Consider the following 12,843-nt stretch of genomic DNA (forward strand, 5'->3'; position numbering starts at 1 on the left):
AGGTTGGGGGCCCCGGATCAGCGATCGATGAGTGAGCACGCGGCACCCCGGGGGACGGCGCCGCCCGCGAAGGGACCGTGCCGTGGGCGTGGAGTTCGGGGAGTGGGGGGCGCGCAGCCCCTCGGGCCGGGCGGACCGTGTCGTCGGCGTGGAGTTCGGACTGCTGGGGCCGGTGGCCGCCTGGGACCCCGACGGCACGCCGCTCCCCCTCGGCGCGCCCCGCCACCGGGAGGTGCTCGGCCGTCTGCTGATCGCCCGTAACCGCGTGGTGCCGGTAGGCCGGCTCGTGGCGGATCTGTGGGGCGACGAGCCCCCGGCCGGCGCCGTCGGTGCGGTGCGCACCTTCGTGTCGGCGCTGCGCCGCGCCCTGGAACCGGGGCGCCCGCCGAGGCAGCCGTCCCGTCTGCTGGTCACCGACGGCCCCGGCTACGTCCTGCGCGCCGGACGGGAGGCGGTGGACGCCTGGCGGTTCGAGGACATCGCGGCGCGGGCCGCCGGGGCGTCACCGCACGCGGCCGTCGCCCTGTGGGACGAGGCGCTCGCGCGGTGGCGGGGGCCCGTGCTGGCGGACTTCCCCACCGCCGCGTGGGCCGGTGCCGAACAGGCACGGCTGGAGGCCCTGCGCCTCGACGCGGTCGAGCGGCGGGCCGACTCCCTGCTGGCGACCGGCGCCTCCCGCGACGCCGTCGCCGACCTGCGGGCCCATGTCTCCGCGCACCCGGGGCGGGAGGACGGCTGGGTGCTGCTGGCGACGGCGCTGGACCGGTCGGGCCGGCGCGGCGAGGCGCTGGAGAGCCTGCGCCGGGCGCGCGCCGCTCTCGCCGAGGGGCCGGGCGGCCACGGCCCGGGGCCCGCACTCGCCCGGGTCGAGGCGCGCATCCTGAGCGGCACCGGCGGTTCGGCGGCCGAACCCGGCGGAATGGCGGGCGGGGTCTGGGACCGGGCGGCGGCGGCGTGGGAACGCTCGGTGCCCGCACGGTCCCGGGCCCGGCTGCACGCCACGGCGGGCCTGCTGCGGGATCTCGCGGTGACCGGCGCCGAGGGCCTCGGGGAGGCGCGCGAACACCGCCGGGACCTGGTCGCGGCCGCCGAGGCGACGGGCGACACCGAGCTGGCGGCCAGGATCATCGGCTCCTACGACGTGCCGGCGGTGTGGACCCGCGCCGACGATCCTGCGGGCGCCGGTGAACTGTCCCGCGCCGCCGCCCGTGCCGCCGCCCGGCTGGGCCCCGGCGGGCCGCCCGCGCTCCGGGCCCGGCTGCTGTCGGTCGTCGCGGTCGAGTCGCGCGGCGACGCCGCCGCCGACGCGCCGCTCCCCCGGGCGGCGGACTCCCCCGCCGCCGAACCGTGGCGGCTGCGCGCGGAACGTGCCGCCGACGAGGCCGTCCGCCTGGCCCGGCGCCTCGCGGACCCGGCGCTGCTCGCGTTCGCCCTCAACGGCGCCTTCATGCAGTCGTTCGCCACGTGCGGATCGGCCGCCCGCCGTGAGGTGCTCGGCGCCGAACTGACCCGGCTGGCCGTCGGCCACCAGCTGCCCGGTCACGAGGTCCTGGGGCGTCTGATCCGCCTCCAGGCGTGCGCCGGGCTCGGCGACCTCGCGGCGGCCGACGCCGAGGCCGAGGAGGTCGACCGGCTGGCGACGCGCGACGAACGTCCGCTCGCGGGGGTGTTCACGTCCTGGTACCGGGCCCTGCGCACCTGCGAGACCGACGGCTGGGCGGCGGCCCGCCCCCGGTACGACGCGCTCCTCGCGACGGCCGCGGGCTCCGGCATGCCCGGCCTCTCCCGGGGAGCGGCCGCCCTCGTCGCGCTGGTCCCGGTCATGCGGGGCGACGGCCTGCCCGGCCCCGGCCTCGCCCGCCTCGACGCCGGCCCCTACCGGCCGTGGCTCGATCCCTTGCTGCTGGCCGCTTCCGGCGACGCGGAGGGGGCGCGGCAGGCGCTCGCGGCCGCTCCCCGCCCTCCGCACGACCTCCTCCAGGAGGCGCTGTGGTGTGTGCTCGCCCGGGCAGCGGCGGCGGTGGGACACGAACCGGTCCTGCGCCGGGCCCGCGACGAACTCGCCGCCGCCGTGGGCGAGTCGGCGGGCGCGGGCGGCGGCCTCGTCTCCTTCGGCCCGGTCGCGCGTCACGTACGGGCCGCCGGGAGGGCGCTCGGCGGCCCGTAGGCGGTTCGCGGCACAAGGGCTCCGGCGGGGCGGTCAGGCCCCGGGAAGCCACGCGGAACGCCGGAGGACGGGCCCGCGACCGGCCGGACTCCCGCGTGGGCACCGGCAGGACAGGCCCGCACCCGGACGGGCCTGCCCCCGGACGCGCGAACGGCCCCGGGCAGGGCCCGGGGCCGGACGCGGTGCAGCCGTCGGGGTCAGTCCTCGAGCGACGTCATGACGTGCTTGATCCGGGTGTAGTCCTCGAAGCCGTACGCGGAGAGGTCCTTGCCGTAGCCGGACTTCTTGAACCCGCCGTGCGGCATCTCGGCGACGAGCGGGATGTGGGTGTTGATCCACACACAGCCGAAGTCGAGCTTCTTGGACATCCGCATCGCGCGGGAGTGGTCCTTGGTCCACACCGAGGAGGCCAGGGCGTACTCGACGCCGTTGGCGTACTCCACGGCCTGGGCCTCGTCCGTGAAGGACTGGACCGTGATGACGGGCCCGAAGACCTCGTGCTGGACGATCTCGTCGTCCTGACGGAGCCCGGAGACGACGGTCGGGGCGTAGAAGTAGCCCTTCTCACCGACCCGGTGGCCGCCCGCGTCGATCCTGGCGTGCGCGGGCAGGCGCTCGATGAAGCCGCTGACCTGGGCCAGCTGGCCGGCGTTGTTGAGCGGTCCGTACAGCACGTCCTCGTCGTCCGGCAGACCGGTCTTCGTGTCGGCCGCCGCCTTGGCGAGCGCGGTGACGAACTCGTCGTGGATGGACTCGTGGACCAGGACGCGGGTCGCGGCCGTACAGTCCTGGCCGGCGTTGAAGTACCCCGCGACGGAGATGCCCTCGACGGCCTTGGCGATGTCGGTGTCCTCGAACACGACGACGGGGGCCTTGCCGCCGAGCTCCAGGTGGACCCGCTTGACGTCCTTCGCGGCGGACGCGGCGACCTGCGTGCCGGCTCGGACCGAACCGGTGATGGAGGCCATCGCCGGGGTCGGGTGCTCGACCATCGCGCGGCCGGTGTCACGGTCGCCGCAGATGACGTTGAAGACACCGGCGGGCAGGATCTCCCCGATGATCCCGGCGATGAGCACGGTCGACGCCGGGGTGGTGTCGGACGGCTTGATGACGACGGTGTTGCCCGCGGCGAGGGCCGGGGCGAACTTCCACACGGCCATCATCATGGGGTAGTTCCACGGCGCGACCTGGGCGCACACGCCCACGGGCTCGCGGCGCACGATCGACGTGAGCCCCTCCATGTACTCGCCGGCCGAGCGGCCTTCGAGCAGCCGGGCGGCACCCGCGAAGAAGCGGATCTGGTCCACCATCGGCGGGATCTCTTCGGTACGGGTGAGCTCCAGCGGCTTGCCGGTGTTCTCCGACTCGGCCGCGATGAGGTCCTCCGCGCGCTCCTCGAAGGCGTCCGCGATCTTCAGCAGTGCCTTCTGGCGCTCGGCGGGCGTGACGTCGCGCCAGGCGGGGAACGCCGCCGCGGCGGCGGCCATGGCGGCATCGACGTCGGCCTGTCCCGAGAGCGGGGAGGTCGCGTAGACCTCTTCCGTCACCGGGTTGACCACGTCGATGGTCCGCCCGTCCGCGGCGTCCCTGAACTCTCCGTCGATGTAGTTGCGCAGGCGGCGCACCTCGGTGGTCACAACCACCCCTCCTGTTCGGCTGTCCGATGGGTGAGACGTCCACCCTAAACCGTTCGGTGACGCTTTCGACATACCCAACCGCCGTGAACTTCGGATTCAGTGTGATTGGCGCACCCAGACAACGAATTTCATTGATTCGGGCTTGCCAGACAGACGAGTAGCAGTGCAGAGTGGGTACGTGGCCAGCCGGAACGCAGACTCCAGGAACGGGAACGGATCGTCACCCTCGGTCGACGCCGTCTCCCTCGCGATCATCGAGCAGCTCCAGGAGGACGGCCGCCGGCCGTACGCCGCGATCGGCAAGGCCGTGGGCCTCTCCGAGGCCGCCGTACGCCAGCGCGTGCAGAAGCTGCTCGACCAGGGCGTGATGCAGATCGTCGCCGTCACGGACCCGCTCACCGTGGGCCTGCGGCGCCAGGCGATGGTCGGCATCAACGTCGACGGCGACCTCGACCCCGTGGCCGAGGCCCTGTCGGCCATGGACGAGTGCGAGTACGTGGTGATGACCGCGGGCTCCTTCGACCTCATGGTGGAGATCGTCTGCGAGGACGACGACCACCTCCTGGAGACGATCAACAAACGCATCCGGTCCATCCCCGGAGTGCGCTCCACCGAGAGCTTCGTCTACCTCAAGCTCAAGAAGCAGACCTACATGTGGGGAACCCGATAGCCGTGAGCAAGGACCTCAGCCGCACCGCGTACGACCACCTGTGGATGCACTTCACCCGCATGTCGGACTACGAGAACGCGCCCGTTCCGACCATCGTGCGCGGCGAGGGCACCTACATCTACGACGACAAGGGCAAGCGCTACCTCGACGGCCTCTCCGGCCTGTTCGTGGTCAACGCGGGACACGGCCGTCGGGAGCTGGCGGAGACGGCGTACAAGCAGGCCCAGGAGCTGGCCTTCTTCCCGGTGTGGTCCTACGCCCACCCCAACGCCGTCGAGCTGGCCGAGCGGCTCGCCCACCACGCCCCGGGCGACCTCAACAAGGTCTTCTTCACCACGGGCGGCGGCGAGGCCGTGGAGACGGCCTGGAAGCTGGCCAAGCAGTACTTCAAGCTCACCGGCAGGCCGACGAAGTACAAGGTCATCTCGCGCGCCGTGGCCTACCACGGCACCCCCCAGGGCGCCCTGTCCATCACCGGTCTGCCCGCCCTCAAGGCGCCCTTCGAGCCGCTGGTCCCCGGTGCGCACAAGGTGCCCAACACCAACATCTACCGCGCCCCGCTCTTCGGCGACGACCCGGAGGCCTTCGGCCGGTGGGCCGCGGACCAGATCGAGCAGCAGATCCTCTTCGAGGGCCCCGAGACCGTCGCCGCGGTCTTCCTGGAGCCCGTGCAGAACGCCGGCGGCTGCTTCCCGCCGCCGCCCGGCTACTTCCAGCGGGTGCGGGAGATCTGCGACCGGTACGACGTGCTGCTCGTCTCCGACGAGGTCATCTGCGCCTTCGGACGCCTGGGCACGATGTTCGCCTGCGACAAGTTCGACTACGTACCGGACATGATCACCTGCGCCAAGGGCATGACCTCGGGCTACTCCCCCATCGGCGCCTGCATCGTCTCCGACCGCCTGGCCGAACCGTTCTACCGGGGCGACAACACCTTCCTGCACGGCTACACCTTCGGCGGCCACCCGGTCTCCGCCGCGGTCGGTCTCGCCAACCTCGACATCTTCGAGCGCGAGGGCCTCAACCAGCACGTCCTGGACAACGAGAACGCGTTCCTGACGACCCTGCGCAAGCTGCACGACCTGCCGATCGTCGGCGACGTCCGGGGCAACGGCTTCTTCTACGGCATCGAACTCGTCAAGGACAAGGCCACCAAGGAGACGTTCACCGACGAGGAGACCGAGCGCGTCCTGTACGGCTTCCTCTCCAAGGCGCTGTACGACAACGGCCTCTACTGCCGGGCGGACGACCGGGGCGACCCGGTCGTCCAGCTGGCACCGCCGCTGATCTCCGACCAGTCGACCTTCGACGAGATCGAGGGCATCCTGCGGACCGTCCTGACGGAGGCGTGGAAGAAGCTCTGACCGGCCCCCGGCCTCCGGTGAGAACACCGGTCCGGAAGTCATTTCATACGGTCTACGCGGCCCGGATGCACCCGTTCGAGTGAGAAGGGGCGCATCCGGGCCGTGTGCTGTCCCGACACCCCGGTCCGGCTGCCTAGCGTGCCGAGTGACCGATCGGCCTTGCCATCGTTCCCCCGTACGGGGGAATGGGAAATCTGATCCGAACCGAGGTGTACGCCATGGTGGCCCCGCCCGACAACGAAGTGATCTGGGCACGTTCGCTGCATCACTCCCACAACGGATCTCCGGGGCTCGGCGGTGTCTCCCTCGGCGTCCGCGACGGTGAGGTCCTCGCCGTGACCGGACCGCGCGGGTGCGGGAAGACCACGCTGCTGCACTGCCTCTCCGGCCAGCTGGTGCCCCAGCAGGGTGAGGTGTGGTTCAACAGCGTCCCCGTGCACACCATGGGCCCCCGGCTGCGCGAGCAGCTGCGCCGGGACAGATTCGGCTGGATCGCGGCCGAGCCGCAGCTCGTACCCGAGCTCAGCACCTGGGAGAACGCCGCTCTGCCGCTCCTGCTGCGGGGCGTCCCGCACCGCGCGGCGAAGAAGGCCGCCATCGAGTGGCTGGAACGCCTGGACATCGGCCCGCTCGCCAGGCGGCGCCCGCACACGCTGGTCCAGTCGCAGCGCCAGCGGATCTCCGTCGCCCGCGCGCTGGCCGGTTCCCCCTCCGTGATCTTCGCGGACGAGCCGACCGCGACGCTGCACCACGCCGAGCGCACACAGCTTCTCCGCACCCTCACCACGGCGGCCCGCTCCCACGGGATCACCGTCGTCCTCGCCACCCACGACGCACAGGTCGCGGCGCTCGCCGACCGCGTGGTCGGCATGCTGGACGGCCGCCGCGTCACCACCGTCTCCCTGCCCGCCGCGTCCGATACGGAAGGCCGCTCGGCGTGCTCGCTCTCCGTCTGACCCGCGGCTCGCACCCCCTGGTCCTGATGCGGCGCCTGCTCCTCGCCACCGCGTCGGCCGGAGTGGGCTTCCTCCTCCTGTGCACCCTGGGGTACGCCTCCGGGCACCCGGCGCACGCGTCGAGCTCCGTGCTGCGGCTCCTGTGGTGCGCCGTGCCGCTCGCCGCGACCGTGCAGTTCGCGGTGGCGGTGGCGCGCACGGACCCGAGCACCCGCCCGCGGCCCGGCCTCTTCGCCTCGGGGCTCGGACCGGCCCGGCTGGCCGTGCTGGCGGCGATCTCGACGGCGGTGTCCACCACCCTGGGGTCGGTGGTGGCGCTGCTCTTCTTCCTCCACCTGCGCGGCGATCTGACCGGGCTGCCCTTCGACGGCGGTGCGGCCGAGTTCCTGGGCGCGGGCACCCCGCTGCCCCTCGCCGCCGTCCTCACGCTGCTGGCCCTGGTGCCGCTGGCCGCCTCCGTGGCCGGCGGGCTCGCGCTGCGTTCCCGGCCGGTGGCGCCGTCCGAGGCCCAGGCGGCCGAGGAGGACCTCGCGCCCGCCCCGACGCCGAAGGGGCTGCCGTGGGGGGTCGCGCTGACCGCGGCCGGACTCGCGGTCGAGGCGTACGCGAGCCGCGGCTCGTCGGGCAGCCCCTTCCCGCTGCCCGGCCGGCTGGACTCCACCCCGGCCGCGGTACTCGCGGGCTGGACCCTCACCGCGGTCGGGCTGGCCATGGCCGGCCCCGGTCTCACCCACCTGTGCGGCCGGCTGCTCCAGGCGGTGCGCCCGGGGGCCGTACGGCTGCTCGCGGGCCGGGTCCTCATGGACGAGGCGTCCCGGATCGGCCGTCCGCTGGGCATCGTGTGCGCCGTGCTGTCCGGGGTGATCGCGGCCTCCACGCTCTGGACCGACGGGCCCCGCCCCTTCGGCCCGCTCACCGCGCTCGGCGCCGTACTCGTCCTCGGCTGCACCACGGCGACCCTGCTGACCACCGCGCTGGAGGCCAAGCAGGCCCGCGCCCGCACGGCCGGGACCCTGCTGCGGCTGGGTGCCCCGGCCTCCGCGCTCCGCACCGCCGCCGTCCTGCGGGCCCTGGTGCTGCTGGCCGTCTTCGCCCCGCTGACCTGGGCGATCGCGGAGCTGGCGGCACTGCCGCTGACGGAGTGACAGCCTCCGGCGCGGGGCGGCCGCGTGGAGGATCCGGCCGGGAGCGCGTACGCACCCGGCACCGGGATCCGGACGCCCACCGCTTCCGGCCGGAACCCTCGACGGCCTCGGCCCGCGTCGACCGCGCACTCCGGCACGATGCCGCCGAAGGCCCGCGGACTCCCCGCCCGGGCACCGCCGTCCGGCACGCCGGCCCTCTCGGGGGCCGGGGACGCGGAAGAGGCGGCCGACCGCGCTCGCCCGCGTGGCGTTCGTGGACACGGTGGCCGCCGGGCCGACGGGCGACTCCTGCGGGTGGGCTCAGCGGGCGGCGAGCCGCGCGTCGAGGGCGTCGAAGAACGCGTCCCAGCCGTCCTCGGCGGCGGCGTACTGCTCGGGCGTCAGGTTGCCGCCGCGCTGCTGGAAGACCATCTCGGTGGACTTCCGGCTCATCTCGGTCAGCGTCACGGAGACGGTCTCCCCCTCGGTGTCCTCGGGGGCGGTCGCGTCCTTCAGCGTGAAGACGAGCCGTTCGGGGGCCGACACCTCCCGGTAGACGCCGTGGAAGGGCATGTCCGCGCCGGGCACCACGATGACCAGGCTCCACTCGCCGCCCGGGGCGACGTCCATCGAGACCCGGTCGAGCGGTACGTCGGCATCTCCCCCGTACCAGGCGGCGAAGTCCTCGGGGACCGTCCAGGCCTCGAACACCCGCTCCCGCGGCGCCTCGACGACACGGGTGATGTCGATGCCCTCGCGTGAAGAGCGTGTCATGGTTCCTGCCCCTTCCGGACGTACCGGGTTCCAGGGGAGCACGCCCCGGGGAGCGCCGCCAGCCGGTCGTACGGACGTTCCCCTCCCCGCCCCCTCGGGCCCGCCGTGCCGGGGTGCGGTCAGGACGCGGCTCCCGCGCGGGGCGCGGGCAGCACCACCGTCTCCGCCGGGTCGAACGCCACGCCCACCACGGCTCCCTCCTCCGGCGTGTCCCGCAGACCGCACTCCGCCTCCAGCGGCGGCCCGTCCTCGGGTCGCAGCGTGACGGTGACGTGGTGGCCGCGGAAGGTGCGTGCGCCCACCGTGCAGCGCAGGCCGTCCTTCGCGCCGCCGATCCGCACTCCGCCCGGCCGTACGAGCACCTCGCACCCGCCCTGCGGCGAGCCCTCGGGCACGGCCACCTTTCCCCAGACCGTGTCGGCGACCGTGCCGGTGACCGTGGCGTCCACCAGGTTGTCGAAGCCGAGGAAGCGGGCGACGAAGGCCGACGCGGGCCGCTGCCAGACCTCCAGCGGGGTGCCTGCCTGGGCGATCCGCCCGTCCCGCATGACCACCACCCGGTCGGCGAGCGCGAAGGCCTCGCCCTGGTCGTGGGTGACGGCGAGGACCGTGGTGCCCAGGCGGCCGAAGAGCGTACGCAGCTCGACGACGAGCCGTTCGCGCAGGCTGCGGTCCAGCTGGCCCAGCGGTTCGTCCAGCATCAGCAGCTTCGGACGGGGCGCCAGGGCCCGGGCGAGTGCCACCCGCTGCTGCTCGCCCCCGGACAGGGCGGCGACGGCCCGCCGCTCCGCCCCGGGCAGGCCGACCAGGTCGAGGAGTTCGCCCGTCCTGCGGTCCCGCTCGGCGCGCGGGACCCCGTGCATCCGCAGCCCGAAGGCGACGTTGGCGCCGACGTCCCGGTGCGGGAACAGCTGGTGGTCCTGGAACATCAGGCCGAGCCCGCGCCGGTGCACGGGCAGCGACGCCTGGTCGGCCCCGTCGAGGAACACCCGTCCGCCGTCCAGAGGCTGTAGCCCGGCGACCGCGCGCAGCAGCGTCGACTTGCCGCTGCCGCTCGGGCCCAGCACACAGACCGTCTCGTGGTCGGCGACCTCCAGGTCCACCGCGTCCAGCGCGGTCCGTTTCCCGAACCGGACCGTGGCCGACTCCACTGCCAGCATCTCTAGAACTCCCCGGATCGGTCGGTGCGGATACGTTCGAGCAGCAGCAGCGACACCGCGCAGACGAGCATCAGGATCGTGCTGAGGGCCATCGCCTGGCCGTAGTTGAGCTCCCCGGAGCGCCCCAGGAGCCGGGCGACGGCGACCGGCAGGGTGGGGTTGTCGGGGCGCGCGATGAACACGGTCGCCCCGAACTCACCGAGCGAGACGGCGAAGGCGAACCCCGCGGCCACCAGCACCGCCCGCCGCACCAGCGGGAGGTCCACCTCGCGCCAGGCCCGCAGCGGGGAGGCGCCGAGCACGGCCGCCGCCTCCCGCAGCCGTTCGTCGACCGCCCGCAGGACGGGCAGCATGGTCCGCACGACGAAGGGGACACCCACCAGCGCCTGCGCCAGCGGTACGAGGATCCAGGACGTACGCAGGTCGAGCGGCGGCTTGTCGAGCGTGATGAGGAAGCCGAAGCCGACGGTGACCGCCGAGACGCCGAGCGGCAGCATCAGCAGGGCGTCGAAGCCCCGCACCAGCCGGCCGGCCCGCCGGGTCAGCGCGGCGGCGGCGAGGCCCCCGACCAGGAGGGCGACGAGGGTCGCGACCAGTGCGTAGCGCAGGGAGTTCCCGATGGCGTCGAGCGGTGGCACCAGGAAGGTGGAGCCGTTGGCGTCGACGGACCGCAGCGCACGGTAGAAGCCGAGGCCGTAGCCCGCCGAGGTGTCCAGGGAGCGTTCGACCAGGACGCCGAGCGGCAGCAGGACGAGCAGCAGCACGGTCAGCAGCACGCCGCCGAGCAGCGCCCACTGCCCGGCCCCCCGGGGCGGCCGCGCGGTCAGCGCCGGGTCGACGAGCTTCAGGGCCGTCTCCCGGCGCCGTACGGTCCACGCGTGCACGGCGAGGATCCCGGCCACCGCCGCGAACTGGACCAGGGTCAGCACGGCGGCCGTCGGCAGGTCGAGGAGCTGCGCGGTCTGCCGGTAGATCTCCACCTCCAGCGTGGAGTACGCCGGGCCGCCGAGGATCTGGACGACGCCGAAGGAGGTGAAGGTGAACAGGAAGACCATCAGCGCCGCCGCGGCGACGGCGGGGGCCAGGGCGGGCAGCGTGACCCGCCGCCAGGCGGCGAGGCGGCCGGCGCCGAGCACCCGGGCGGCCTCCTCCTGGCGGGGGTCGAGCTGGGACCAGAGCCCGCCGACCGTCCGGATGACGACGGCGTAGTTGAAGAACACGTGGGCGATCAGGATCGCCCACACCGAGGTGTCGAGCCGTACGCCCCAGAGGTTGTCGAGGAGACCGCCGCGTCCCAGCAGCGCCAGGAACGCGGTGCCCACCACGACGGTCGGCAGGACGAACGGCACGGTCACCACGGCCCGCAGCACCTGCTTGCCGGGGAAGTCGAAGCGGGCGAAGACGTAGGCACCGGGCAGCGCGATCAGCAGGGTGAGCACGGTCGAGGCGACGGCCCGCCAGGTGGTGAACCGCAGGACGTCCAGGATGTCCGGCCGGCTCAGCACCGTGCCGATCCGGCCGAACTGCCAGACGCCGTCCGCCTTCAGCCCGCGGCCGACGATCGCGACGACCGGGTAGGCGAAGAACAGCGCGAAGAACGCGACGGGCACCGCCATGAGACCGAGCCGCACCGCGTTCCCCCCGCGCGGGGGCCGCGCGGCTACTTCACGACGAGCGACGACCACGACTGGACCCACTGCTCACGGTTCTCGGCGATCTTCTCCGGGGCCACGGTCGCCGGCGTGCCGACGGTGGCACCGAACTTCGTGAACAGCTCCGGCAGTTCCGCGTCCTCGACCACCGGGTTCACGAACATGTTCAGCGGCATGTCCTCCTGGAAACGCTTGCTGATCAGGAAGTCCAGCAGCGCCTTGCCGCCCGCCTCGTTCTTCGCGCCGTCCAGCAGCCCGGCGAACTCGGTCTGCCGGAAGCAGGTGCCGGTGGCGACACCGGTCGGGGCCTCGGCGGGCTGCGGATCGGCGTAGAGCACCTCGACGGGCGGGCTGGAGGCGTACGAGACGACGAGCGGACGGTCGGCGCCGGCCTTCCTGCCGCCCGCGGAGCCGGAGAACTCCTCGTTGTACGCCTGCTCCCAGCCGTCGACGACCTTGACGCCGTTGTCCTTCAGCTTCTTCCAGTAGTCCTGGTAGCCGGTCTCGCCCTGGGTGGCGACCGTACCGAGGAGGAAGCCGAGGCCGGGCGAGGAGGTCGCGGCGTTCTCGGTGACGAGGAGGTTCCTGTAGGCGGGCTTCAGCAGGTCGTCGAAGGTCTTCGGCGGGTCGAGCTTCCTGTCGGCGAAGTACTTCTTGTCGTAGTTGACGCAGATGTCGCCGGTGTCGACGGGCGTGACCCGGTGCTTGCCGGCGTCGAGCTGGGCGTCGGCGTCGACACGGTCCAGGCCCTTCGCCTCGTACGGCGTGAACAGACCGTTGTCCAGGGCGCGGGAGAGCAGTGTGTTGTCGGCGCCGAAGAACACGTCGCCGCGGGGGGAGCCCTTCGTCAGGATCTCCTGGTTGAGGGCCGCTCCGGCGTCTCCGCTCTTGAGCACCTTGACCTGGTAGCCGGTCTCCTTCGTGAACGCCTTCAGGACGGCGTCCGAGGCGTTGAAGGAGTCGTGGCTGACCAGGGTGACGGTCTTCGAGCCGCCGCCCGTGCCCCCGGACGCCTTGTCGTCGGAGCCGCCGCAGCCGGCGAGCACGGTGACGCCGAGCGTCGCGGCGAGCGCGCCCGCCGCGTACTTCGTCGTGGTCTTCATGGTGATTCCTCCTGGAGATGACCAGGAAGAGACGCGGCCCCGCCCGCTCGGTGAGCGGGCAGGGCGCAACAGCTTGAGTAAGGCCCGAACTTCCTACCCGGAATGACCCGGGCGAGGTTCAGAGGGTCTGCGGACGACCGGTTCCCGGTGCCGCACTCTCAGCGCTGTGGCGCTCCCCTGTCGGAATATGAAGTTGATTTCCGGGCCAGGCTACACCGGCCGGATCACGCCGGACC

Annotated in this window: 10 protein-coding genes and 1 riboswitch; of the genes, 5 read left to right on the forward strand and 5 right to left on the reverse strand. The window is 73.2% G+C overall.

Annotated features, from left to right (window positions below):
* The first annotated feature begins 160 nt into the window (after positions 1–160).
* A complete protein-coding gene (locus tag ACFVS9_RS23815) occupies positions 161–2,167 on the forward strand; it encodes a BTAD domain-containing putative transcriptional regulator (protein WP_389935261.1) in 2,007 nt (668 codons plus the stop codon).
* A gap of 197 nt (positions 2,168–2,364) precedes the next feature.
* Here ACFVS9_RS23815 and ACFVS9_RS23820 read toward each other — a convergent pair whose 3' ends face one another.
* On the reverse strand, positions 2,365–3,804 hold the full coding sequence (locus ACFVS9_RS23820) for a gamma-aminobutyraldehyde dehydrogenase (RefSeq protein ID WP_383115251.1): 1,440 nt from the start codon (positions 3,802–3,804) through the stop codon (positions 2,365–2,367).
* Between the two features lie 178 nt (positions 3,805–3,982).
* Here ACFVS9_RS23820 and ACFVS9_RS23825 point away from each other — a divergent pair, with 178 nt between their 5' ends.
* The 4 genes from ACFVS9_RS23825 (at position 3,983) to ACFVS9_RS23840 (ending at position 7,939) form a co-directional block, all read left to right on the forward strand.
* Positions 3,983–4,474 carry an Lrp/AsnC family transcriptional regulator gene (locus ACFVS9_RS23825; RefSeq protein WP_383115252.1) on the forward strand — a complete coding sequence of 164 codons (492 nt, stop codon included), beginning with the start codon at positions 3,983–3,985 and terminating at the stop codon, positions 4,472–4,474.
* A complete protein-coding gene (locus tag ACFVS9_RS23830; RefSeq protein ID WP_389935215.1) occupies positions 4,459–5,838 on the forward strand; it encodes an aspartate aminotransferase family protein in 1,380 nt (459 codons plus the stop codon). The genes ACFVS9_RS23825 and ACFVS9_RS23830 overlap by 16 nt, the downstream gene beginning before the upstream one ends.
* A gap of 218 nt (positions 5,839–6,056) precedes the next feature.
* Positions 6,057–6,794, forward strand: a complete 738-nt coding sequence (locus ACFVS9_RS23835; protein ID WP_383115254.1) for an ABC transporter ATP-binding protein — start codon at positions 6,057–6,059, stop codon at positions 6,792–6,794.
* On the forward strand, positions 6,776–7,939 hold the full coding sequence (locus ACFVS9_RS23840; RefSeq protein WP_389935218.1) for a hypothetical protein: 1,164 nt from the start codon (positions 6,776–6,778) through the stop codon (positions 7,937–7,939). The genes ACFVS9_RS23835 and ACFVS9_RS23840 overlap by 19 nt, the downstream gene beginning before the upstream one ends.
* A 300-nt stretch (positions 7,940–8,239) precedes the next feature.
* On the opposite strand, the gene ACFVS9_RS23845 is transcribed toward ACFVS9_RS23840, so the two are convergent.
* The 4 genes from ACFVS9_RS23845 to ACFVS9_RS23860 form a co-directional block, all read right to left on the reverse strand.
* The gene (locus ACFVS9_RS23845; protein WP_389935220.1) at positions 8,240–8,692 is read right to left on the reverse strand and encodes an SRPBCC domain-containing protein; all 453 of its coding nucleotides are present in this window, start codon (positions 8,690–8,692) and stop codon (positions 8,240–8,242) included.
* A 119-nt stretch (positions 8,693–8,811) separates the two neighbouring features.
* The gene (locus tag ACFVS9_RS23850; RefSeq protein WP_383115257.1) at positions 8,812–9,852 is read right to left on the reverse strand and encodes an ABC transporter ATP-binding protein; all 1,041 of its coding nucleotides are present in this window, start codon (positions 9,850–9,852) and stop codon (positions 8,812–8,814) included.
* A gap of 2 nt (positions 9,853–9,854) precedes the next feature.
* On the reverse strand, positions 9,855–11,468 hold the full coding sequence (locus ACFVS9_RS23855) for an ABC transporter permease (protein ID WP_389935223.1): 1,614 nt from the start codon (positions 11,466–11,468) through the stop codon (positions 9,855–9,857).
* A gap of 44 nt (positions 11,469–11,512) precedes the next feature.
* On the reverse strand, positions 11,513–12,607 hold the full coding sequence (locus ACFVS9_RS23860; protein WP_389935226.1) for a thiamine ABC transporter substrate binding subunit: 1,095 nt from the start codon (positions 12,605–12,607) through the stop codon (positions 11,513–11,515).
* A gap of 72 nt (positions 12,608–12,679) precedes the next feature.
* Positions 12,680–12,796, reverse strand: a riboswitch (TPP riboswitch).
* Positions 12,797–12,843 lie beyond the last annotated feature (47 nt).

It is taken from the genome of Streptomyces sp. NPDC058008 (assembly GCF_042886395.1).
Lineage (GTDB): Bacteria > Actinomycetota > Actinomycetes > Streptomycetales > Streptomycetaceae > Streptomyces.